25 protein-coding genes are annotated in these 21,693 nt (G+C 34.2%); 7 read left to right on the forward strand and 18 right to left on the reverse strand.

The features are described from left to right. Window positions 1-107 precede the first annotated feature (107 nt). Window positions 108-635: a DinB family protein gene (locus A6J74_RS06930; RefSeq protein ID WP_001019819.1), complete on the reverse strand. Its 528-nt coding sequence runs from the start codon at window positions 633-635 to the stop codon at window positions 108-110. Window positions 636-829: 194 nt separating this feature from the next. Here A6J74_RS06930 and A6J74_RS06935 point away from each other — a divergent pair, with 194 nt between their 5' ends. Together A6J74_RS06935 and A6J74_RS06940 are read left to right on the forward strand one after the other, a co-directional pair. After that, window positions 830-1,177: a DUF4257 domain-containing protein gene (locus A6J74_RS06935; protein ID WP_000426317.1), complete on the forward strand. Its 348-nt coding sequence runs from the start codon at window positions 830-832 to the stop codon at window positions 1,175-1,177. A gap of 84 nt (window positions 1,178-1,261) precedes the next feature. Next, a complete protein-coding gene (locus tag A6J74_RS06940) occupies window positions 1,262-1,486 on the forward strand; it encodes a hypothetical protein (protein ID WP_000162608.1) in 225 nt (74 codons plus the stop codon). Between the two features lie 246 nt (window positions 1,487-1,732). On the opposite strand, the gene A6J74_RS06945 is transcribed toward A6J74_RS06940, so the two are convergent. Continuing rightward, window positions 1,733-2,668, reverse strand: a complete 936-nt coding sequence (locus A6J74_RS06945; protein ID WP_000874084.1) for an aldo/keto reductase — start codon at window positions 2,666-2,668, stop codon at window positions 1,733-1,735. A gap of 108 nt (window positions 2,669-2,776) precedes the next feature. Here A6J74_RS06945 and A6J74_RS06950 point away from each other — a divergent pair, with 108 nt between their 5' ends. Continuing rightward, window positions 2,777-3,085, forward strand: a complete 309-nt coding sequence (locus A6J74_RS06950) for an ArsR/SmtB family transcription factor (RefSeq protein WP_001259900.1) — start codon at window positions 2,777-2,779, stop codon at window positions 3,083-3,085. Window positions 3,086-3,125: 40 nt separating this feature from the next. Here A6J74_RS06950 and A6J74_RS06955 read toward each other — a convergent pair whose 3' ends face one another. The 3 genes from A6J74_RS06955 to A6J74_RS06965 form a co-directional block, all read right to left on the reverse strand. Next, window positions 3,126-4,076, reverse strand: a complete 951-nt coding sequence (locus A6J74_RS06955) for a serine protease (RefSeq protein WP_001089054.1) — start codon at window positions 4,074-4,076, stop codon at window positions 3,126-3,128. 260 nt (window positions 4,077-4,336) lie between these two features. Continuing rightward, window positions 4,337-4,624: an AbrB/MazE/SpoVT family DNA-binding domain-containing protein gene (locus A6J74_RS06960; protein ID WP_000648323.1), complete on the reverse strand. Its 288-nt coding sequence runs from the start codon at window positions 4,622-4,624 to the stop codon at window positions 4,337-4,339. A gap of 114 nt (window positions 4,625-4,738) precedes the next feature. Further along, complete coding sequence (locus A6J74_RS06965) at window positions 4,739-6,619, reverse strand: FtsX-like permease family protein (protein ID WP_001026007.1); 1,881 nt, start codon at window positions 6,617-6,619, stop codon at window positions 4,739-4,741. 273 nt (window positions 6,620-6,892) lie between these two features. On the opposite strand from A6J74_RS06965, the gene nadE reads away from it, so the two are divergent. Then, window positions 6,893-7,711, forward strand: coding sequence for an ammonia-dependent NAD(+) synthetase (gene nadE, locus A6J74_RS06970; RefSeq protein WP_000174902.1), 819 nt, complete (start codon window positions 6,893-6,895; stop codon window positions 7,709-7,711). A gap of 42 nt (window positions 7,712-7,753) precedes the next feature. Here the strand turns inward: nadE and A6J74_RS06975 are convergent, their stop codons facing one another. From A6J74_RS06975 to A6J74_RS06990, 4 genes are all read right to left on the reverse strand, one after another. After that, complete coding sequence (locus A6J74_RS06975) at window positions 7,754-8,215, reverse strand: NUDIX hydrolase (protein WP_000796418.1); 462 nt, start codon at window positions 8,213-8,215, stop codon at window positions 7,754-7,756. A gap of 129 nt (window positions 8,216-8,344) precedes the next feature. Then, complete coding sequence (locus tag A6J74_RS06980) at window positions 8,345-8,542, reverse strand: DUF4083 domain-containing protein (RefSeq protein ID WP_000362874.1); 198 nt, start codon at window positions 8,540-8,542, stop codon at window positions 8,345-8,347. 101 nt (window positions 8,543-8,643) lie between these two features. Then, window positions 8,644-9,804 carry a transglutaminase domain-containing protein gene (locus A6J74_RS06985; protein WP_000520819.1) on the reverse strand — a complete coding sequence of 387 codons (1,161 nt, stop codon included), beginning with the start codon at window positions 9,802-9,804 and terminating at the stop codon, window positions 8,644-8,646. Between the two features lie 150 nt (window positions 9,805-9,954). After that, window positions 9,955-10,707, reverse strand: a complete 753-nt coding sequence (locus A6J74_RS06990) for a YwqG family protein (protein ID WP_000368922.1) — start codon at window positions 10,705-10,707, stop codon at window positions 9,955-9,957. A gap of 224 nt (window positions 10,708-10,931) precedes the next feature. Here A6J74_RS06990 and A6J74_RS06995 point away from each other — a divergent pair, with 224 nt between their 5' ends. Then, on the forward strand, window positions 10,932-11,078 hold the full coding sequence (locus A6J74_RS06995) for a YjcZ family sporulation protein (protein WP_000540425.1): 147 nt from the start codon (window positions 10,932-10,934) through the stop codon (window positions 11,076-11,078). A gap of 81 nt (window positions 11,079-11,159) precedes the next feature. Then, window positions 11,160-12,125: a patatin-like phospholipase family protein gene (locus tag A6J74_RS07000; RefSeq protein WP_000686786.1), complete on the forward strand. Its 966-nt coding sequence runs from the start codon at window positions 11,160-11,162 to the stop codon at window positions 12,123-12,125. Between the two features lie 105 nt (window positions 12,126-12,230). On the opposite strand, the gene A6J74_RS07005 is transcribed toward A6J74_RS07000, so the two are convergent. Together A6J74_RS07005 and A6J74_RS07010 are read right to left on the reverse strand one after the other, a co-directional pair. Continuing rightward, window positions 12,231-12,398 (reverse strand): DUF3933 family protein, encoded by a 168-nt coding sequence (locus A6J74_RS07005; RefSeq protein WP_000816372.1) that lies wholly within the window; start codon window positions 12,396-12,398, stop codon window positions 12,231-12,233. A 12-nt stretch (window positions 12,399-12,410) separates the two neighbouring features. Then, on the reverse strand, window positions 12,411-13,856 hold the full coding sequence (locus A6J74_RS07010) for an aminotransferase-like domain-containing protein (RefSeq protein ID WP_002047855.1): 1,446 nt from the start codon (window positions 13,854-13,856) through the stop codon (window positions 12,411-12,413). Window positions 13,857-13,975: 119 nt separating this feature from the next. Here A6J74_RS07010 and A6J74_RS07015 point away from each other — a divergent pair, with 119 nt between their 5' ends. Beyond that, window positions 13,976-14,593 carry a LysE/ArgO family amino acid transporter gene (locus tag A6J74_RS07015; RefSeq protein WP_001287314.1) on the forward strand — a complete coding sequence of 206 codons (618 nt, stop codon included), beginning with the start codon at window positions 13,976-13,978 and terminating at the stop codon, window positions 14,591-14,593. A 48-nt stretch (window positions 14,594-14,641) separates the two neighbouring features. Here A6J74_RS07015 and A6J74_RS07020 read toward each other — a convergent pair whose 3' ends face one another. The 7 genes from A6J74_RS07020 to A6J74_RS07050 form a co-directional block, all read right to left on the reverse strand. Continuing rightward, complete coding sequence (locus A6J74_RS07020; RefSeq protein ID WP_033658409.1) at window positions 14,642-15,871, reverse strand: bacillibactin exporter BcbE; 1,230 nt, start codon at window positions 15,869-15,871, stop codon at window positions 14,642-14,644. A gap of 236 nt (window positions 15,872-16,107) precedes the next feature. Beyond that, a complete protein-coding gene (locus A6J74_RS07025) occupies window positions 16,108-16,314 on the reverse strand; it encodes an alpha/beta-type small acid-soluble spore protein (protein WP_000113546.1) in 207 nt (68 codons plus the stop codon). Between the two features lie 125 nt (window positions 16,315-16,439). Beyond that, window positions 16,440-17,282: a sugar phosphate isomerase/epimerase family protein gene (locus A6J74_RS07030; RefSeq protein WP_000877704.1), complete on the reverse strand. Its 843-nt coding sequence runs from the start codon at window positions 17,280-17,282 to the stop codon at window positions 16,440-16,442. A gap of 37 nt (window positions 17,283-17,319) precedes the next feature. Continuing rightward, the gene (locus A6J74_RS07035) at window positions 17,320-18,303 is read right to left on the reverse strand and encodes a DUF6005 family protein (protein WP_000200694.1); all 984 of its coding nucleotides are present in this window, start codon (window positions 18,301-18,303) and stop codon (window positions 17,320-17,322) included. A gap of 23 nt (window positions 18,304-18,326) precedes the next feature. After that, window positions 18,327-18,602, reverse strand: coding sequence for a petrobactin biosynthesis protein AsbD (gene asbD / locus A6J74_RS07040; protein ID WP_001250761.1), 276 nt, complete (start codon window positions 18,600-18,602; stop codon window positions 18,327-18,329). After that, window positions 18,599-19,837, reverse strand: coding sequence for an AMP-binding protein (locus A6J74_RS07045; RefSeq protein ID WP_000909551.1), 1,239 nt, complete (start codon window positions 19,835-19,837; stop codon window positions 18,599-18,601). The genes asbD and A6J74_RS07045 overlap by 4 nt, the downstream gene beginning before the upstream one ends. Next, a complete protein-coding gene (locus A6J74_RS07050) occupies window positions 19,824-21,662 on the reverse strand; it encodes an IucA/IucC family protein (protein WP_000861772.1) in 1,839 nt (612 codons plus the stop codon). The genes A6J74_RS07045 and A6J74_RS07050 overlap by 14 nt, the downstream gene beginning before the upstream one ends. Window positions 21,663-21,693: the final 31 nt, after the last annotated feature.

Here is a 21,693-nt window from a genome sequence, read left to right on the forward strand (position 1 = left end):
GTTTGTATTTAATTTATTATTCATTACAGTCATATTCGCCATAATACATCACTCCGATCTTATTTTAATTACTCTCATTATATGGAATATTAATTTAAAAAGCTACTTTATTTGACGTAATTTTCAAATAAATCCCTCTTTAACATTCTAATTTGTCCACGGTGATTAATTTCATCTTCTATCACATGAAACCAAAGATAGTGCTGGTTATACGCTACATCGTTAGGCCACTTTCTTTCTGACATTAGCCATGTATCATCTACTTTACTCAAATACTTTAGCGACTCTTCTCGAACACTTTGCAAAAGTTGTACATAATACTGTATTTCATGACCATGAATCGTTCTCCCAACTTCCCCTAAATACAGTGCATCTTCCCATATTTCTAATTCTTCTTTTGTAAAGTCACGATTTTGAAATGAAATAAGCTGATGGGCTTTTTCTATAGATGCCATATGTTTTAATAAGGCGCCAATTGAATTCCCACCACTCGGCATAATTAAATCTAATTGCTCAACTGATAGATTTTCTATTTCCTGTAATGTTACCGCCCTCGTATGCTCCAGCATACTCACTAATTCCCCTATATTTTTCGTATAACCATCCACACTTCTTATTCGATACTCTATATTCATATCACACACCTCTTTCTGTATTCATATTATTGTAAATATGATTCATATAATAGACTGAAATATATCAGAATTTTCTGTTATAATTAAATTGAATAAGATTTACCCAAACAAACTTTCTCAATATGCTTATATGAAATATGAAAAGGAATCAATATGAAAAAATCGAATCTTATTCACTAAAAGGAGTGGATTCGATGGAAATGTATCAATGGCTAACCGCAGTTCTCGTTGGTGGCATTACTGGCTTCGTTTCCCATCTAATCAATAACCAAGGTAAGTTATTGCTTCCACGCCGTTTGAAAACTTTTTTTCATTTTGGATTTTTAACTGATATTTTCACTGGTAGCCTAGCCGCACTTCTTGGACTCGTTTTATTCGATGTCACCGCAATAAAGGAAATTATAAAAGTCTCCATTGTGACTGCTATTTCCGGTCAAACTTTTTTACTTCACCAAGCTCTAGGTGGTGAGCAGGCTAAAAATACGCAAATTGGAAAAGCTGATGAGAAGATTCAAGAAATTGACAAATTATTACGACGTTAGTCTATACTTTCTTTAAAAATTATTGTTATAATGAAAAATATATATTTTCTATTGCGTCGTTTGTCAGAAGAAAGGGTGTTTCGTATGACAAAAAAGAAAATAGAAGATTTCTTAACAAACACCGAAAAAGAGGAACTGCTAGAAAACTATAAATGTTTACGAGAAGCCCGCACAAAAAGCGAAGCTAACTATTTTGGTGAAGAAGTAAACCATCTACTAAATAAAGCAAAACAGCGAATTATTAAAGATGCAGGCATACATGATGAAAATGCAGCAACTGTTCAATCAAAGAGAAAAGCACTGTTTTAGTTATATTAGCTAAAACAGTGCTTTTTATTTACAAAGATTTTCACCATAAGCATTTTTCACATTACTTTCACATCTATTTCACAAATATAAGTAATCCTATATGTTAAACTAAGTATATCCTTTTCCAAGGAACTATATGCCGATATATAAATCCCTATCTTTATAGGGATTTTTTATTTTTATACTATATGCTGTTTATATAGTATAAAAGAAAAGGAGCTTAGCATGCGATCTTCCCCTTCCTCACTACTCTTCTAATATTAACTCGATTTCTTTCATTGCCCCTTCATTCAATGATACATCCACCGCTTTCACACTTTCTCTTATTTGCTCAGCCCGCTTTCCACCAGGTATAACAGTATCAATTCCTTCTTTATTTAATAACCATGCTAACGCTAAATGAGGCAATTCAATATTATTTTCTTTAGCTACGTCTTTTAACTTTTCAACTTTTTTAAAGTTACCTTTATATATATTTTCTTCAAATAGATTTACACTTTGACGCCAATCCCCTTTATACAAGTCGAAATCTTCTGTATATTTACCACCTAATATCCCAAAGGCTAGAGGCCCATACGGTATAAATGAAATACCTTCTTTTATACAATACGGCAATAGTTCTTCCTCGGCAGTACGATTTAACATATTGTAAGGCGATTGTACAACATCAATATGACCATGTTGATTCGCTTCTTTTAATTGTTCTATGTTTACGTTAGATATCCCAATTGAACGGATTTTCCCTTCTTCTTTTAGACGAATAAGCTCTCCGATTGAATCTATGTAACTTGTTTCAGGATTTATAAAGTGTAAATAATATAAATCAATATAATCTGTCTGTAACCTTCTTAAACTATTTTCCACAGCATTTCTTAAATAGCTTGGTTCATTGTTAATATACGTTTCTCCATTTAATAACGGCTGAATTCCACCTTTTGTAGCAAGTATAAGCTCATGACGTTTTCCCTTTAATACCTCTCCTACTAATTCCTCTGATCTACCGAAACCATATGAATCTGCTGTATCAAAAAATGTAATCCCTTGCTGAATAGCTTCTTCTACTAATCGCTTCCCTTCTTCTTCATTCACATCAGCATATAAATTATGTCCCCCTACTGCATTTGTACCTAAACCCAACTTTGAAATATTTAGTCCTGCCTTTTGCAATTTTATATACTTCATTTTTTCTCCCCCTTATATTTCTATTGTTCGAATATAATTGAACAATAGAAATATATCACTTTATATGCTATAGTGCAAATATGTTAACTTATACAAGTAGGTGAAAAAATGCGTACACTCTATCATCCAAATCGAGAAGAAATTCAATTTTCTTCTGTCCTATATGCACTTAGCGACCAAATTCGTTTACAAATTGTAAATATGTTACTAGAGAAAAACGAGCAATCTTGTGGTGCGTTAAACATTCCAATCGCAAAATCAACTTTATCTCACCATTTCAAAGTTTTACGTGAATCAGGTGTCATGTATACACGTCTTGAAGGAACACAACGTTTCATTTCAATTCGTGAAGATGACTTAAATGCTAGATTCCCGGGTTTATTAAACGTTGTATTACATGCGACAGAGCCATACTAAAAAACATCTCACTTACAAATGAGATGTTTTTTAGTATTTGTTATTCTTTTAATAGATCTATTAATCCATTCCCTTCAGTTGTACGCTCATATCCTAAAGGTACAGTTCTTTTAATAAGTTGCGCGTAAATTTCTGGCTCTGATAACTTTCTGCCATATTCTCTTTCGCACTGCTTAATGAGAAGTGCTAATGCACCAGCGACATGCGGCGTCGCCATTGAAGTTCCACTTAATACAGCATATTTCCCCTCTGGATACGTAGATAATATTTCATCACCTGGCGCTACTAAATCAATTTCTTGATTTGAATTACTAAAACATGCGATTTTCCGCTCTAAATTGACAGCACCAACTTCAATTACTTCAGCATAAGCACCTGGGAAATCTAGTTCCTCCGTATTATCATCACAATCTCCATCATTTCCTGCAGCACATACAACGAGAACATCTTGATTTACTGCATTTTGAATAGCTTCATGTAATTCCGGAACGTCTTGCGGACCACCAAGTGACATTGAAATAACTCTGACTTCTTCTTTATTAGGTCCTCTCCAATTTACAGCGTAATGAATCGCCTCAATAATTTGCTCATAGCTACCAGAACCATCTCCCGCTAAAACCTTTAACACCAGCATTTTAGCAAGAGGTGCGACTCCTAAAACACCGACATCATTTTCAGTCGCTGCAATCGTCCCCGCTACATGAGTCCCATGGCCGTTATTATCAAGGTAAATGTTCGGATCTCCTTCATAATCTTTCGTGAAATTTCTCCCACCAATAATACGATCTTTTAAATCTATATGATTAATATCACAACCTGTATCTAATACGGCAACGACAACATCTTTTCCTTTCGCACTCTTCTCCCATACTTGTGGAGCGTTAATCAGTTGTACACCTGGTGGAATTTCATTTACTTGTTCAACCACCTTATTTACAGTAAATGGAATCAATTGTATACCTTTTTGTTTATTCGCTGTACTACTGTTCATCGTAATCCCTCCTGAAAATATATTATTTTCATTTCAGACCACTATTGAATAGGTTTACATTTAACATTCGTTTTAACTGTTCTATTTTCCTTCATTTTAAATGTTTCTCAATATAACTTACTAACATTTATCCCGTGCTTTGCAGGCAATAACAGTTCAAATCATTCAACGAATGTATAAAAATAAAAGGACCATTAAATGGCCCTTTTATAGTTTTTTTAAAGAATGATATATAATCTTTAAAATATTATAAATGAAAACTAAATCTCACTTTTTTTTAAAAACTTCTCTATTTCTTTTATTAAATGTTTCGCTCCATCTATACTAACAGTAATGTTTCCATTTGCTAATGATATGTTCTGATCTGAAACATCACCTGTTATTTGACAAGCATTGTAAGGTTCATATTTTTGTAAAATGACTTTATCTTCATCTACGAAAATTTCAAGTGGTGATTTAATTTGTATACCTAATACATCTCTTAATTCTTTAGGAATAACAATTCGTCCTAATTCGTCTACTTTTCGAATAACTCCTGTTGCTTTCATATTACTCCCCCCTTACTCTCTATTAATTTTCCACCTCGCTTTTTCCATTTTATCACTTTTTGGCAATACTTGTATCTTTTTAGAAAATTTTGTACTCAAGTTAAAAAAACACAGTTAACGAATACGTAATCTCTCTTTCAATTGTTTTAAATAACGAGATCGTATTATTAAGAAGTATACAACTTGAATTCCTACGAAAATACTTAATACAATTGTATTTTCTTTAAACAGTGAGTACTCAAACATCTGTCCTAACGCAGTTAACGCTACTGCCCCATGTAATGTTGCAACACCTATCGGAACGAAGAATAAAAGTGCCAATCGAATTGTAACTACTTTCGATAATTCCCCACTCGTTAAGCCAACTTTTCGAATCATTTCAAATAACCGAGTATCATCCTCCAAATCAGAAAATAAACGGAAGTAAAGGAAGCTTCCTGCACATACGAAAAATACAATACCAATAAAGAAACCTACAAATAAAATTGGTCCTGCGATTTGTAAACTTTGGTTTTGTTCGTACTCTTCTGCACTAAACGTTGCATGTTCTTCATAAGGCTTCATCTGACTCGTAAGTTCTTTACCAACCTCAATTTCATCTTTCATTCCTTCAGTTTTATACATATAATCTTTTGTTTCTATAAATCCACCTTGTAATGAATCATATTGATTATTAGGGATTACATAAACATTTCCTCTTAATATTTTCCCCAATGAAGACGAAGTAACTTTTTTCACTTTTAAATGTTCATTCATATTAGGTAAAGTAATTTCTTTTCTTTCTTTCATCGGTGGTCCTGGTATTTCGGCCGACAAAAATAAAACCTCTTTATTTGCTACAGTATTAAATGGTTCTCCTGTTAACTTTGCATATTCCTTATACTCTGATTCTTTTATAAAAATGGCGCTTCTTAATGACTGCTCCTCCGTTTTCTTCGATGAGATATTAGTTTTTGAAGCTGCTATATTATGTTTTTTTAGTCCCTCATCGATGATCTTCAGATGCTGTGATTCATTACTATTCCCTTGCTTAGAGTGGTAATGAAACGCAATTGGTCTCTCCATAATCCCTTTCGTCATTGATGCAAAGCCAACTAATGTACCTATTGCCGAAAATGCTACAGTTGAAATTATCGTTACAATAAAGAACATTCTTGCGTTATCTCTCATACGGTACGCTAAATCTGACAACGTAATAATATTTGTCTGTGTCCAATAGAAACGTTTACTTTTTTTACATAGCCGAATAATAAAGACACTCAACTGCTTGTACAGCAAATACGTACCAATAATGACTACCGTTGTAACCGGAATCATCATCACAAATACCATAGCACCATGTGACATAAGAGCGCCTGTATAACCAGCACTAAGCAATACTACTGCTAATATAGAAGAAATACTCGATGCTTTCGGTTCTGGCTTCGCCTCTGCTGATCCTCTAAACAATTTCATAATATTATTTTTACGAACCATTCCGGCACTAAATAATGAAATAATCATAAATAATATGAAAAACATAATACTCGTTACAACAGCTGCTTTCATTGGAATGTAATAGGATAAGGAAATATCTAGTTTTAATATCATTGGGGCTACAAAAATTAATACTCCTGAAAACAACATACCTGAAAGAATCCCGAAAATAATTGCCCCTATTCCAATCATAATATTTTCAAAGAAGATAAGACGCTTTAATTGATATTTCGTCATACCAAGCATCATTAAAATTCCTAGTTCACGCTTTCTCGTTTTTAAAAACATTCCCATTGAATATAAAATAAAGAAGAATGTAAATACGTAAATAATAGACTGTGCAAACGACATACTTACAAATACATACTGTCCTAATTCTCCTGCACTTAATGCCGGATGAAACGCAAAAAACGAATATACAAAAAAGGCCATAATTGCAAATGCACTACTCAAAAAATATGCTGAATATGTCCGTCTATTTCGCGTTACATTCCGATATGCGAGTTCTCTAATGTTCATATTACTTCTCCGCCCTTCTACTAACTATGCTTTTATAGTAGTAAAGTAGGGAGATACCTTCCATCGATTCAAATGACAAAAACCTTACATTTTTGAAAGGTAAAAAAATTGCTTAAACGAAACAGTTTCATTATAATGACTACATTCATATTCATACACACATCCTATTGTATATTCGTTAGTTTTGCGAAATAATAAAGGATAGAAGTATGTACCAATATATACATAAAAATTTTTTATTTACCGCTTTAATATGAATAGGAGGAAAACATAATGACATTACAAGAACAGATTATGAAAGCATTACATGTTCAGCCTGTAATTGATCCGAAAGTAGAAATTCGTAAACGAGTTGATTTCTTAAAAGATTATGTAAAAAAAACAGGTGCGAAAGGATTTGTACTTGGAATTAGCGGCGGCCAAGACTCTACATTAGCAGGACGTTTAGCACAGCTTGCAGTTGAAGAAATTCGTAACGAAGGTGGTAACGTAACGTTTATCGCTGTACGTCTTCCTTACAAAGTGCAAAAGGATGAAGATGACGCACAATTAGCATTACAATTTATTCAAGCTGATCAATCAACTGCATTTGATATCGCTTCAACCGTTGATGCTTTTTCAAATCAATACGAGAACTTATTAGGTGAATCATTAACTGATTTCAATAAAGGTAACGTGAAAGCTCGTATCCGTATGGTTACACAATATGCAATTGGTGGACAAAAAGGTCTACTTGTTATCGGAACAGATCATGCTGCAGAAGCTGTAACAGGATTCTTTACAAAATTCGGAGATGGTGGTGCAGATTTATTACCATTAACGGGGTTAACGAAGCGCCAAGGACGTGCTTTATTACAAGAGTTAGGTGCAGATGAGCGACTTTACTTAAAAATGCCAACAGCTGATTTATTAGATGAAAAGCCAGGTCAAGCTGATGAAACAGAATTAGGCATTACTTACGATCAATTAGATGATTATTTAGAAGGTAAATCAGTTCCAGCTGACGTTGCAGAAAAAATCGAAAAGCGTTACACAGTGAGTGAACATAAAAGACAAGTACCAGCGTCAATGTTTGATGATTGGTGGAAATAGAACATAAAAAAGAAGCTAATCTTTTAGCTTCTTTTTTATATGTTAGCGATATACCCCTACTCTTTTCTCCAATAAATCTTGCAAGCAATCTTCATGTTGTTTACAAAATAACGGAGGCATTTTGTCTAATGGGAAAAATTTTAAATCTAACGTTTCATCACCGTCTATTTTTTTATTCCCTCCAACTATTGAGCATGAAAAGCACATCACAATTGTCTGTGCTTTATCTCCATTTGGATATGTTTGAAAATATTTTGTATACACTCCAATAAGCTCATGTATTTCTACATCATACCCAGTTTCTTCTTTTATTTCTCGAATCGCAGTTTCCGCAGCCGACTCTCCTATCTCCATTGCGCCACCTGGAAAGCCCCAAGCATTAAAGTCTCCTCTTTTTTGCAGTAATACTTCTCCCTCTTTATTAAACACAAAACCACCCGCAAAGTTTAAGAAAACATAATCATGTCCTACTTTTTCACGTAATTCTTTTATATAATCGGCCATTTCCTTTCCCCTTTTCATACGTCTTCCATCGTTATCTCGCTATTTGCCAGGCAGTAAGATCCCCACCTCAAAATGTAGCGGAAGCAAAGTAATTAGGTGGGAGATCAACTGCTCGTAAAAGCCTTCACTTTACTTCTTATTTATTTCTAGCAATTCAATAATTCGATCTAGCTTCTGATTCATATTGATAACATGTTGTTTTTTTGCAGCGCTACTTTGCAATAATCTTCTAATAAACAAAGTAAATGATAGGAAAAACAAAACGATAAGTCCGATTACTAAACAATTATATATCAATATAAAAATATTACTTTCGAACAAATCCATTTAAATTCCACATCCTTCCTTTTTATTTTATCACACAATTCTGTTTTTAAAAACGATACATAATAAAAAGAGCACCTTTTACAGATGCTCTTCTTCATTACTTAATACGTAAATGTAATTGTCGCTAATGAATAACCTGCCATTGCACTATATGGTGCTACTTGATAAGATACACGCTTTGCACCTTTTGGCCAATTTATTTCATTTAATACTTTCTTTATATCTTGCATTGTTCCATCCATGGACTGCTTATATCGTACTTCTACCTTTTCTGGTTTACTAGCAAATTGTTGCTGCAACTTTTGCTTAAATTCATTATAATTTTCCGCTCCATATTGTGCAGATAAGTATTGTAAATTTGTTTCTTTTAACATTTGCTCATATACGACGGTTTTTGAACTACCAGCTTTTATTTTGTTTGTTAACTCACCAAAGTAACTTGTAGTTGCCGCTGGATATTTACTACGATCCCAGTCGTGGTCTTTACTTAATTGTTCGTCAGACATATTAAAATATGAATATGTTACACGTCCAGCTTTATCTGGTACTGGATCATCGAATGTAGTATCAAGGTGGTACCATTTGTTTTCAATGTTCACTAAATTCCAAGCATGAGCTTGTCCATTTCCTGTACCAGTTACAATATGATTTTGAATACCTGCTTCTTTTAGTAATTCATATGTTAATAATGTATACCCTTGGCAAACAGCAGAACGGTTCGCTAACGCTTCATATGCTGTATACGCTTGATAAGAAGTGTCGTATGATACATGTTTCACAACATAATCATGAATAGCTTTTACTTTTTCATGCGCATCCATTCCTGGCTTTACAATTGAACTTATAATTGCTTTCGCCTGAGATTTTACATATTGTGTTTGCTCTTTTGATTCACGGTATTTCACTTGTAGTGTAAACGAATAGTTCCCTGGCATCCCTTTAATAGAATATCTAGTAGAGGCTACATTATATTTTACATACTCATCAGCATCTACGATTTTATTAAACTCGCCGTACAATTGGTCCATAATCTTTCTAGCATCTCTATCTTTTGTTTTATATGTGATTGTAATATTTTCTTCACGATTATCAATCTGTTTTTTTAGTTCTTTTCTGAAATCATCTAATAACTTTGCATCTGATTGTGTCGTCACTACAGTTGGATTCGTAGCTGCATAAGATACAGTTGACGATTGTAAGCCTCCCATTACAATCGTTGAACAAAGTGCGGCAGCTGTCATATACTTACTTGTCTTTCCCATCTTGTCACTCCTTATATTCTATAACTATACGAAAAAGTATCGTATAGTTTCAGAGTATACAATACTTTTCAAAATAGGTCATATGAGATTATGCATATTAATTAATTCACATAAAAAAGGTTACTCTTTTAAAAAGAGCAACCTTTTTTATTAACAAGTTTGTAACACACAGCATGTATTTTCAAAACGTCGATTTTTCAAATCTTCATTACCAATACAGAAATATAGCATTCCTAACTCTCCCCAAACCATATTACAATTTTTATGATCTGAATCGATTTGGAATAAAAGCGTCATTTGCTGTGGATCTATCCCCATATATTCTCCTGTCTCATGTAGTACTTCCTCTTGTACAGAGAATGGCTCACCAAACATTTGATGGTTATCGTAGTTATCTGGGATTAGTTCTTCAAGTAATTGCAAGAAACGATCTGAATCGGCCTCATCTTCAATGAAAAGTTCTGGTAATTTATACGTCAGTTCAAAAGTAATTGCGCATTGATTATATTTCGCTTGCGTTTCATCCGCTCTTCGTAATTGCTCTACTGGAACATCATAATAAAGTACGCGCCCAGCTTCCATTGGATTCACATCTTCTTCAAAGTAATTTTCAATGCTAAAGAAATATAACATTCCTGCCTTAGGTAGATTGTGATTCATACGAACGTTTTGTAAATCATTTAGATTAAATTGCGCGATAAAATGTAACGGATTTCCTTTATACATTGGATATTCAAATGTATCCGGTAAATCAGGAGCTCCCCCCATTTTTGAACTACCAATCGCAACCGTTTCTTGCTGCTCAGGCACAACTTTTACACAAGGAAATACAGTATTAATAAGTTCCTCTTTTAAATGTGTCAGTCCATATTTATCAATTAACACTTCAATTTTGTTATCCATATATTCTCCTTACATCTCTATACTTATTTGTATCATAGCACAAAGATTATACTCCATATATCACAAAATCAACAAGCCTTCCAAAAAACGGGCTTATCCCTCATACGCGAACAAGTTTAAAAAAGCATAGTATACATTGTTCCTACAAACACGATAGTTCTTTATTCCTTCCAGTACATTTTCCCTTCGTTCATTTTCATTTTTAATTTAAGGAGGAATTCCACATGGGTTACGGATATAGTTGCGGCGGTTACGGTTACGGCGGTAGTTGTGGTGGATGTGGTTATGGAGGTTTCGCTTTATTAATCGTTTTATTTATCCTTCTAATCATCATCGGAGCTAGCTGTTGGGGCGGCTTTGTAGGCTGCTAGTAAACTTAAAAACTATTGTAAAAAAGCACGTATATTACGTGCTTTTTTTACATTTTCATTTTTAGAAAGGAAGTATGTGCAATGAAAATTGATGGTGTTTTTGAAGGAGGCGGTGTGCGTGGAATTGCACATGTAGGGGCAATTTGCGCGTTAGCTGAAAAAGGGTATGAATGGGAGCGTGTAGCTGGAACATCGGCTGGTGCTATTATTGCAGCTCTTTTAGCTGCTGGCTATTCTTGTTCAGAATTAAAAACAATTATAACTGATATTGATTATAACAAATTTATGAAGAAAACTTTCCTTGATAGAATCCCGTTTATCGGTAAAGGAATAAGTGCATGGTCTACTCTAGGTATTTATTCCAATGTATTTATAGAAGAATGGCTTGAAGAATTACTACGAAAAAAAGGAATTCACTTATTTACAGATTTACCTGATTTAAACAAACTTAAAATTATTGCTTCTGATATAAGCAACGGTAAAATGGTTGTCTTTCCCGATGACTTGCCAAACTACGGATTTTTAAATTATCGCTTCTCGATTGCTAAGGCAGTAAGAATGAGTAGTACCATTCCTTTCTTCTTTGAACCAGTAAAATGGAGAACACCAAAATGGAAACAACCTTGTTATATGGTTGATGGTGGGATTTTAAGCAATTATCCCATTTGGATTTTTGACTCCCCTACCTCACCTCGCTGGCCAACTTTTGGATTTCATTTTGTAAAAGATGAAATTCAAGCTGATCCCGCCCATTATAAAGAGCCCATTTCCATGTTCAAAGGACTATTTAAAACAATGATGCAAGCTCATGATTTACGGCATTTAGATAAAGAATCAAAAGCAAGAACAATTACAATTCCTACAGGGACGATTACAAGTACAAATTTTGAATTAACGAAAGAGGAAAAAGAATGGCTTTACAATTCTGGTTATAACTCCGCAAATAAGTTTTTACAATCTTGGAACTTCAGACAATATGTTGATGAATATAGAAATGGAAATCAACATCGCAAAACCAATCGATTTTTCCGTCAGCTTGACTCATAATATTATTATTTTCATACGAGATTTCTTGACGCTTTAATAATAAATAAGCCTAGTAATTTCATATATTACTAGGCTTATTTACCAACTACGTACCCCACACATTGCTTACGGATAAGTTAACCCTTTCGCTTCTTCCGCGGTAATTACTATGTAACGATTTCCCGTTCTTAATCCTAGCAGTTCTGCTTTTTCGACTGCATCCTGCTTCGTCTCTGCATAAGCAGCTAAATATTTATCTCCATCGATAATTTGGCAAATTACATATTGTTTCATTACTTTCTCCTTTTACATTTTAATTAGTTGTGCAAGTTTTTTTATACCTATTTCAATTTCTTCTAACGTTGCATATGAATACGATAGTCGCAAAAATTGGTTTGCACTTCTATCATACAAAGTACCTGGATTTAATATAATCTTTTCTTGTAAAGCTTTGTCAAATAAGCTACGATTCGAAACGGGTACATTCATATGTAACCAAATATAAAAACCACCTGTCGGTTCATACCATGTTGCTATTTCACGACAATATTTCTCTAACATATGTAACATAAAATCTCTACGTTTCTTCAATTCATTTCTTACAAACTGTAAATGTTCATCATATAATCCATTTGTAAACCATTCTGCTGCAATTTGCTGGGATATAGAACTCGAACCATAATCTGTTTGCATTTTTATATCTGCCAACCTTTGAATTACTGATTCAGGTCCAACTATCCATCCAATTCTTAAACCTGGACTAATCACTTTAGACATACTCCCGATATATAGTACAATTCCGTTTTTATCATATGCTTTTAAAGGCTTTGAAACAGGCTCATCAAACCATAAGTCTTGATACACTGCGTCCTCTATAATAGGCAATCCAATTTCATTACATATCTCCATTACTTCTTTCCGCTTCTCTGCATTCATACTAAAGTTCGTCGGATTATGAAAAGACGGAATTGTATATAAAATAGATGCGTTAAATTGCTTCTTATATTTCGCAATATATGATGCATTTAATCCATTCTTATCCATTGGTATTCCAATTAAACGCATTCCTGCTGATTGAAAAACATTAAGCGAATATAAATAGGATGGTTTTTCTAGTAAAATCGATGCCCCTTTCGGAAGAAGCCCCATAGAAATAAGTTGCAACGCTTGAATTGCTCCTGAAACAATTAAAATAGAATTAGGAGATACATATACACCATGCCCTTTTAAGTAGCCCGCAATTTTCTCCCTTAAATAGAGATTTCCTTTCGGCTCTTCATACCCAAGTGGCACGTTTGATTGCAACAGCTTATTCATTATTAGTTTCATCTTTTTTTCAGGTAAGAGACTCGGCGCGAGTTCACCTGTTCCTAAACGAATTACATGCGGATAAAATTCAGCTTGATTAATATCTTGAATAGCAGGAAGGTTCGGATAATGAAGCCCTGTTTCTACATAAGACTGCCAATTAGGAGGCGGAGCATATGTTGAAGTGTTCTCATTATTATTTACAACAATCGTTCCCTTTCGGCCATTTCCCTCAATGTACCCTTTTACTGCTAGTTCATCGAAAGCCATTACAATTGTACTTCGATTCACACCAAATGTATGTGCCAAATCTCTTTGTGAAGGTAACTTTGTTCCAACAGTCCATTCTCCATTAACGATTCTTTCTTTTATATACGTTTCTATTTGTTTATACAAAGGAGACGCTAAAGACATATCAGGCTTCCAAACTAACCTTTCCATCATACATATCACCTTACATTCTTTTTGGTTGGTGACCTCCCCAACCATATGGATGGATACAAATTTTCATTTCTTCTATACAATATACACTATCATAATGAATTAAAGTAGGAGGTAATATAATGAGTGAAGCGATTATTCACGGTATCATCCTTGCATTTGGCCTTATCATTCCATTAGGTGTCCAAAATGTTTTCGTATTTAACCAAGGTGCGAGCCAACCTAATATTTGGAGGGCAGCCCCTGTAGTATTAACTGCTTCTCTATGTGATACGTTACTAATATTAATTGCAGTACAGGGTGTATCCCTTGTACTCCTTACTTTTTCTTGGCTAACGACGACATTATATACGATTGGATTTATCTTTCTCATATATATGGGCTTCGTTATTTGGAGAAGTAAGCCTTCCAAAGATGTAAAACAAGAAAAAAGCATGCCTTTAAAAAAACAAATTATTTTCGCTGTATCGGTTTCGTTATTAAATCCACATGCGATTTTAGATACGATCGGTGTAATTGGGACAAATTCTATTCAATATATAGGAAGTGAAAAATGGGCTTTTACATCTGCAACGATTATCATTTCTTGGATTTGGTTTATTAGCTTAGCTTTAGCTGGAAAGTTTTTAAAGAGGCTAGACTCAACTGGAAAGGCAATCGTATTATTAAACAAAATTTCAGGACTCGTCATATGGGGAGTCGCACTTTATATGTTAAAACAAGTTATTTTCCCTAACTAAATTAATAGGATTGCACGCTAATTATAGGCCATGCAATCCTATTTCAAATTATGCAGTCGGTTCTGGATTCTGTTTTATTGCCTTTTCATCTTTTGCTGGTTTAATCCAAATCATTGCTATAACGGCACCAATAACAGCGAAAATACTTGTCAAATAAAACACTTCATGGTCCGACCCTTTCATAAAAAATGAATATAGGGGTGGTCCAGCTGCTACACCGATAAATCGCATCGAACTATAAAATGACGTAACCGTGCCTCTCTGCTCCTTTTCAATCCCTTGTGTAATTAGGGCATCTAAACATGGGAGTGCCATACCAATTCCTACTCCCATAATAACGAGACATAGAAGTAGTAAATAGATCCCTTTTATAAATAAAGGGATTATAACTGATGCCGCAGCCAGTAAAAAGCCAATATAAATACACTTCTTCATAACATTTTGATTATCTCCAATTTTTTTACCAGCCATATATGAACTAATCGATAATACAAGCAAAGGAATAGCAAGTACACACCCTTTCCATATACCATGAATGTCATACTTTGACTCCAGTATAGTAGACAAATAAAAGAGAATTCCGAATAAAATAAGCATTATAATTGCACCTAGTGCAAAAATGGCAATTAACCATCTTCCCTTTTCTCGAAACGTAGAGATAATAGCTTGAATAAACTCTCTTAGTGGTGGTACTTCTCCTTCTTGTTTTTTTGCTTTTACTAGTACCAGTAATAAAACAATCGATACTACACATAAAACTGGAATCGCCCAAAATGGTAAGAACCATACAATGGCAGCTAGAGCAGATCCTAAAATAGGGCTGAGTACTTTTCCAAATGTATTTGATGTCTCAATGATTCCTAAACCTGCGCTAACCTGTTTTTCATCTTTGTATAAATCACCAACACACGGTATAACAACTGGCATTGCACCAGCAGCACCAATACCTTGAATCGCTCTACCGATAAGTATCCAAACGTAGGGATTATCAACTTTCCATGATACCCAACCAGTTACCGCTCCTCCGATAGCCGCAATCAGTAAACTCGGAACCATTACCATCTTCCGTCCCCATCTATCTGATAAATAACCAGCAATCGGTATAAGTAAAATTGCAACTATGGAGTAAATTGTAATAATCATGGATACTTGAAACGATGAAATATGTAATTTCTTTTCGATAGTCGGCAGTATTGGAATGAGCATTGAATTCCCTAATGTCATAACAAGTGGAACTGATGCAAGCGCAATTAAACAACAGTTTTCTTTTTTTAACATGTTGACTTCGGAACCTTTCATCATATATTTCTTACCATATAATAGCCCTGGTGGAACGTAATTTTTCATTCCACCAGGGCTATTACATCTTTACTACTTCCCATTCATAACGAAAGAAATTGGGTAAAATATAGTATTATTCCTATTGTTTGAATCCAGTTCGCTATATATCCATACCAATTAATTGAAAAAAAAAGAAAGGAAGAATCCTTCCTTTCTCCTATAACCTTCTACATTTAGCGAGTATATCCGCCACCAAGTTGTTGTTCTGCCATCGCTACAAGGCGTTTCGTGATTTCACCACCTACAGAACCGTTTGCACGTGAAGAAGTTTCAGCTCCAAGTTGTACACCAAACTCTTGTGCAATTTCATATTTCATTTGATCTAGAGCCGCTTGTGCTCCATGTGATGCTAATTGATTAGAATTACGATTTCTAGCCATTACCAATCACCTCCTTGATATATATATAAATTGTGCCAAATTCGAATTTAAATACATGGTAATTTTTGGTTATTTTTAACTATAAAAAAAGAGACTCTAAATAGAGACTCTTTTATCATTTTATATTACGAAGTTACTACCTCTAATCTTCTATCTGTTAATACTTTCATTTCTTCTTTTAATATATCTTTCGCGTTGTGTCCAAACCATTCTAGCGAAGCAAAATAGTCCGTATCTCGCACTTCCCGAATGATATCATCATAATTTACAATACCTTCAAATAATGGAACCATACCAATACGACTTCCCGCTGCGGCATATACATTATTAGGTTCAAATACATGTAAATAATCCGCTGACGATATATTCTTAAAATGGTAATGTTGTATCCACGGTCTTAGTCGATGAAAACTGTCTATTGGATCTGCACCAGACTCCCATATATGAAGAAAATCAAGGTTTATTTTCAAATTCGGATGGTCTACTTCTTCTAATAATTCCAAAGTAGACGGCAACGTGTCCGTTAACGTATTTGGATGTGTTTCTAAAAGTACATACATATCATGCTGAGCAAATAAATCACAAATCTTGTGAATTCTCTTTACATACTCTTGTCTCTCTTGTTTCGAGAAGTCTACACTCCCTTTTTGTCCGGCAAACGTACGAATTTTATTCGTATTAAACCAATTTGCTAACATTACGAGTTGTTCACATTTCCCCATCGTTTTTTCAAAGTCTGCTGATAATGATATGTCTAAATAATCACTTATCATCGTAATTTCTAAGTTTTTATCCTTTAAAAAATTCAACTCTCGTTCTGTCGTTTCACGCTCCTGCACATACAAATTTTGTGCATGAGTTCCCCACAATTCAATTCCTTCAAAACCGTTTTCATATGCAAATTGAACAATATCAGTAAATGAAATTAATTGATGACGAAATGAAATGGTACATAGCGAATATTTCATAACTTTAAACTCCCCTATCTTAAATTCAGTTAGCTTTTTAAAGAGTTACGACAGACTGATTTGTTTTCATACCTTTCCATGATAGAAACTGTCTCTCTAATTCCTTCTTAATTTGCAGTTCAATTGCATTCATTTCATCCAGTTTTTCAATAATCGATACGAGCATACCCTTATTATTCGTCATTGCCATTTTAATTGCACGATACTGTACATTTGTAAATCCTTGTACAATATCCTCTACCCGATCACACCAATAATCAAACTCCTCTTCCGAGTATTGTAACGTTTCACGGAAGTATGCAAAGGCATGTTCATAACTATATTTACGAATTGCAAGTACTGGTATTTGTTTTACTGCTACTACAAGCTTAGAGAGCGAATACCCCTCTTCCTCATTTGCCATTTTTATAATTAAATTTTTTAATTCCATAGTCAGTTCATTATCATACTTTTTGAATGTCTCAGTGAAATAATTAGCTACCATTTCTTGCGTCGGCTCCTGAATCGCCTCTACATCAATGAAATAACCACCACCAAATGGATTATCTTGAACAGAGTGAATCACTTTTTCTCTTTCCATATTCCCTTCCCAACGAAAATCAGGATCTAACATGAACCATTCTTCTTCTTTCTCTGTCTTCGATATCATTAAATAATGCGGAAATGGTTTTTGGTGAAACTTATTTTCCCTCTCTGGTAATAAAGACATATCCACCATTACAATTACATAACGATTTTCCGGCTTATTTTCTACTAATTCTAAAAATGTTTCTACATTTCTATCTTTATCTTTTGCATGATCATACCATTCGTTCACTTTAATACCATACAGTTTTTCATACCAAAGTAAATAATTATCATGGTTAATGTTTTCGGAGTGATACGAAATAATTCCGCCTTCTGTTATATCAAAGTCTCCATCCCATAGTCCAAAATAAAATGGACGAAAATCTATATCACCACGTCTTTTTATAATTTCACAAAAACAGCTCACTAAACAGTGCACTTTAATTGAAGTCATACTCTCATCCACTTTCTCCAAGGTTAGTTATTCACATTTGATTCTTGTAACGGCTGTAACTCTTCCATAAAATCAAGTAAAGATCCTACAGTAAGAAACGCCTTTGGATCTACCTCATCCTCTGGGACACATAACTTCAAATCCATTTCTATGTATACGATAAGCTGCAACATCATTACCGAATCTATATATAAATCTTGATTTAAACGCATTGTTTCTTCTAAATGCGTTACATTTTTCAGTTCCATTTTTTCTGTCATAATTTTCAGCACTGCACTCTTTAACGTTTCACGTCTCATGTTGTAACCTCTCCCATCTCTAGTAACTTTCTACTTACTTTTCCAGTTTTATTTTTCGGAATTTCAGTTACACTTTCAATTTCATGCGGAACTTTATAAGACGGTAAGTGCTGAATACACCATTCTCTTATTTGTACTGGGTCAATATGAGAGATTACTTTCGCTTTTACGATTTCTCCCATCACTGGATGTTTCCCTCGGTATACAATGGCTTCTTGAATACCTTCTAATCGAAGCATCGTTTCTTCCACCTCTATAGGAAACACTTTTAACCCTGAAACATTGATTACATCATCCATACGCCCCATAAAGTGAAGGCCACGCTCAGATTCATACCCTAAATCTTTCGTATAAATTTCCTTTCCAGCAATTTTCACTACGATTTCTTCAGGCTCGTTTTCATCTGATCCTATGTTTATACTTACATGTGGAAGTGGTTTTCCTAAATCTAAATGACTCTCCATATCATGACATATACTAATACAACCAGCTTCAGAACATCCATATTGCTGCATCATGTACGTTGTCATTTCATTTAGTTTATAAAATAATGTTTCGGGCAAAGGTGATCCGGATGTCATAATTTTATGAAACTGGAACGTTCCTAGTGGAAAACTCCCCATAATATGTAGCATCAATGGTACTGCATATATGATATGTTTTTCTGTATTGCGAATAATATTTAATGCGAATTTAGGGTTTTTATTCGTAATAATTATAGGCTTACTTCCTCTTGTAATAGAAGATAACGTACCACATATTAATCCGTACGAATGTGAAACAGGAGCCATAACAATCGGTACTTCATCTTCTTCACAATTTAAAGCTTCATTATAAGCAACGATTTCAGTATCAACTTCCGTCCATGATCTGCAAATCAATTTCGGTTCTCCCGTGGTTCCTGAGCTATATTGCAATAAAGAAGGCTCTTGTAGTAATGAATTCACTACTTCTAATTTTGTAAATTCGCTACATTCTCCATATAAAAGTCCCGTACAATTTGCACGCCTTGCCATTTTAATAGCCGTATCTTTTGGTGTATCTTCATGTATAAGAAGTACAGATGATTTCTTTTCTTTTAAGAAAAACACAAGTGTAATAATATCAAATGGATCTTTCAGACAAAGTGCAAATCTATTTCCTTGTGCTGCTTGAAAGTGTTCCATTTCCTCGTAAACTTGTAATCTCGATTCAAAATCATTTTTACTATACTCTTGTTTATTAACGATTAGCATAATTTCCCCCTGTAACAAATGATTTTTGTATGTTAAGTTGCTTTGCACTATACAATGGATTTGGAACTTCATGAACAAGCGATTCTACATCCAAATATAAACGACGCTTCGTTAATTGCTCCGCATAGAAAGTAGCTGTGTATAATTGAATGGATTCAAATCTCTCTTTCAAATGTGGATATTTTCTAAAATGATTTTCAATTTCTTCGACAATCATCATCCAAAAATGTTCTTCTTTCCATTCATATTCATCCGCAAGTATGAAAGCTAACTCTCCTAGATTAAATAAGAAAAGTGCATCTAAAACCATCTCTTGCAAACATTCGATGCGATCCATTTCAAAGAAATCATTCATTTTTCCGTTCACATACGTTTTATGCATTTTTGTAAACTCAGGGCATTTGTCAATTTCTTTCAAGTATGGACGATAAAACTCAAGTCCTTCATGAAAGTCCTTTAATGCAACCCGGACAGGTAGCCCTTCTTTATGGACTAAAATCATATTTTGACCGTGTGATTCTAATGCGATCCCGTGCTCTACAACAAGATGTAAAACCGGTATTATCGCTTTTTGAATAAGTACTTGCAGCCAATTTTCTATTCCATATTTGTTTAACCATGCATCAATAATTGGTGTACTATCTTTCTTTTTTGCATATAAGCCATTAAAGGGAACTGCATCCTCTTGTTCATCTACATATTTGTGAACGCTTTCACGCCAAATACATCCTAATGAACCATATGTAGCTTTCTTATTCGTATCATACGTTACGCTCGAGAATTCCTTTAATAAAATCAAGCGCGATTCATCCCTTAAATAAGGATCCTGACTTACGACATCACTTAACCAATTTGATATAGCTGGTGCACTCACAACCGAATGTGGTTTCAACGTACGGATAGTTGAAGTATTAAGTAAATTCATCGATAACTTAACATACGGCTTATTTGGATTCGTCATATTTCTTAACGTTCTCATTGACTGTTGGGCGCAGTATTCATCCAATGATTCCCCTAAATAAATCACATATTTCCCCTGTATATGATCAGCATAATTAGGAATAATAAAGTTCTCCCACTGCCAAGGGTGGACTGGGATAAACAAATACCGTTTTGGATTACATCCCATATTTTGAATACGATTTATATATTCTTCTATTCTCTGCACACCAATTTCTTCTGTTAAAGTATTGCTATAAATCATTTCATTTTCATAACCTACAGTCGCATATTTCTTATGTGCTGCAATCCATATGAGTTTTATTGGCTTCATGAATTCATATCCATATTGAAAATTGTCACGATATTGAAATCCAATGCGCGCTTTATAGCTAGGATGATACGGGTGACCGTCTATTAAATGGCTTTCAAACTCATCGTAAGATTTTCGAGTATATTCCTCCCTTTTATTTCTTTCATATTGTGCAATCGTGTCTTTAAATATTGTTTGTTCTAATTCGTGAATAAAAGAATCTAATCTAGTTCGTTCTACGTTAACAACCCGAAAAACTTCTTCTAAAAATTGCGACACAGATTGTATTTCTTTTTGTTCATCTTGCACTCGTATTAGTAACGAGTCTACAGCAATACGTCCAAATGTCATCCTTTCTCTTCCGTGGCATTGATACGAAACATTTTTGTTTTCTTCATCAAGTCCTTGTATAATAAAAAGAATTTGTTCTTCCTTCTCTACACGAACTGGCGTTATAATCCCCTCATAAATTAACGATTCTACTAACTGACGTAACACCCTTCTTCGCACTGAAATGTATTCTTCTGATTCAAGTGCCTTCAATATTTTCGTGTGATACATATCCACTTTCATAAACTCCTCCACTTATGACGAAATACCAAAT

This window comes from Bacillus sp. FDAARGOS_235, assembly GCF_002073415.2.
In the GTDB taxonomy this organism is placed as follows: domain Bacteria; phylum Bacillota; class Bacilli; order Bacillales; family Bacillaceae_G; genus Bacillus_A; species Bacillus_A toyonensis.

Bases quoted from the DNA above. Each gene is read 5' to 3' on its own strand.
- A6J74_RS07025 (WP_000113546.1), bottom strand. From the start codon at position 16,314: ATGGCTAGAAATCGTAATTCTAATCAATTAGCATCACATGGAGCACAA.
- A6J74_RS07015 (WP_001287314.1), top strand. From the start codon at position 13,976: ATGAGTGAAGCGATTATTCACGGTATCATCCTTGCATTTGGCCTTATC.
- A6J74_RS06945 (WP_000874084.1), bottom strand. From the start codon at position 2,668: ATGAAGTATATAAAATTGCAAAAGGCAGGACTAAATATTTCAAAGTTG.
- nadE (WP_000174902.1), top strand. From the start codon at position 6,893: ATGACATTACAAGAACAGATTATGAAAGCATTACATGTTCAGCCTGTA.
- A6J74_RS06940 (WP_000162608.1), top strand. From the start codon at position 1,262: ATGACAAAAAAGAAAATAGAAGATTTCTTAACAAACACCGAAAAAGAG.
- A6J74_RS07000 (WP_000686786.1), top strand. From the start codon at position 11,160: ATGAAAATTGATGGTGTTTTTGAAGGAGGCGGTGTGCGTGGAATTGCA.
- A6J74_RS07020 (WP_033658409.1), bottom strand. From the start codon at position 15,871: ATGTTAAAAAAAGAAAACTGTTGTTTAATTGCGCTTGCATCAGTTCCA.
- A6J74_RS06955 (WP_001089054.1), bottom strand. From the start codon at position 4,076: ATGAACAGTAGTACAGCGAATAAACAAAAAGGTATACAATTGATTCCA.
- A6J74_RS07050 (WP_000861772.1), bottom strand. From the start codon at position 21,662: ATGAAAGTGGATATGTATCACACGAAAATATTGAAGGCACTTGAATCA.
- A6J74_RS07010 (WP_002047855.1), bottom strand. From the start codon at position 13,856: ATGATGGAAAGGTTAGTTTGGAAGCCTGATATGTCTTTAGCGTCTCCT.
- A6J74_RS06990 (WP_000368922.1), bottom strand. From the start codon at position 10,707: ATGGATAACAAAATTGAAGTGTTAATTGATAAATATGGACTGACACAT.
- A6J74_RS07030 (WP_000877704.1), bottom strand. From the start codon at position 17,282: ATGAAATATTCGCTATGTACCATTTCATTTCGTCATCAATTAATTTCA.
- A6J74_RS06980 (WP_000362874.1), bottom strand. From the start codon at position 8,542: ATGGATTTGTTCGAAAGTAATATTTTTATATTGATATATAATTGTTTA.
- A6J74_RS07035 (WP_000200694.1), bottom strand. From the start codon at position 18,303: ATGACTTCAATTAAAGTGCACTGTTTAGTGAGCTGTTTTTGTGAAATT.
- A6J74_RS06935 (WP_000426317.1), top strand. From the start codon at position 830: ATGGAAATGTATCAATGGCTAACCGCAGTTCTCGTTGGTGGCATTACT.
- A6J74_RS06950 (WP_001259900.1), top strand. From the start codon at position 2,777: ATGCGTACACTCTATCATCCAAATCGAGAAGAAATTCAATTTTCTTCT.
- asbD (WP_001250761.1), bottom strand. From the start codon at position 18,602: ATGAGACGTGAAACGTTAAAGAGTGCAGTGCTGAAAATTATGACAGAA.
- A6J74_RS06965 (WP_001026007.1), bottom strand. From the start codon at position 6,619: ATGAACATTAGAGAACTCGCATATCGGAATGTAACGCGAAATAGACGG.
- A6J74_RS06930 (WP_001019819.1), bottom strand. From the start codon at position 635: ATGAATATAGAGTATCGAATAAGAAGTGTGGATGGTTATACGAAAAAT.
- A6J74_RS06995 (WP_000540425.1), top strand. From the start codon at position 10,932: ATGGGTTACGGATATAGTTGCGGCGGTTACGGTTACGGCGGTAGTTGT.
- A6J74_RS07045 (WP_000909551.1), bottom strand. From the start codon at position 19,837: ATGCTAATCGTTAATAAACAAGAGTATAGTAAAAATGATTTTGAATCG.
- A6J74_RS06960 (WP_000648323.1), bottom strand. From the start codon at position 4,624: ATGAAAGCAACAGGAGTTATTCGAAAAGTAGACGAATTAGGACGAATT.
- A6J74_RS06985 (WP_000520819.1), bottom strand. From the start codon at position 9,804: ATGGGAAAGACAAGTAAGTATATGACAGCTGCCGCACTTTGTTCAACG.
- A6J74_RS06975 (WP_000796418.1), bottom strand. From the start codon at position 8,215: ATGGCCGATTATATAAAAGAATTACGTGAAAAAGTAGGACATGATTAT.
- A6J74_RS07005 (WP_000816372.1), bottom strand. From the start codon at position 12,398: ATGAAACAATATGTAATTTGCCAAATTATCGATGGAGATAAATATTTA.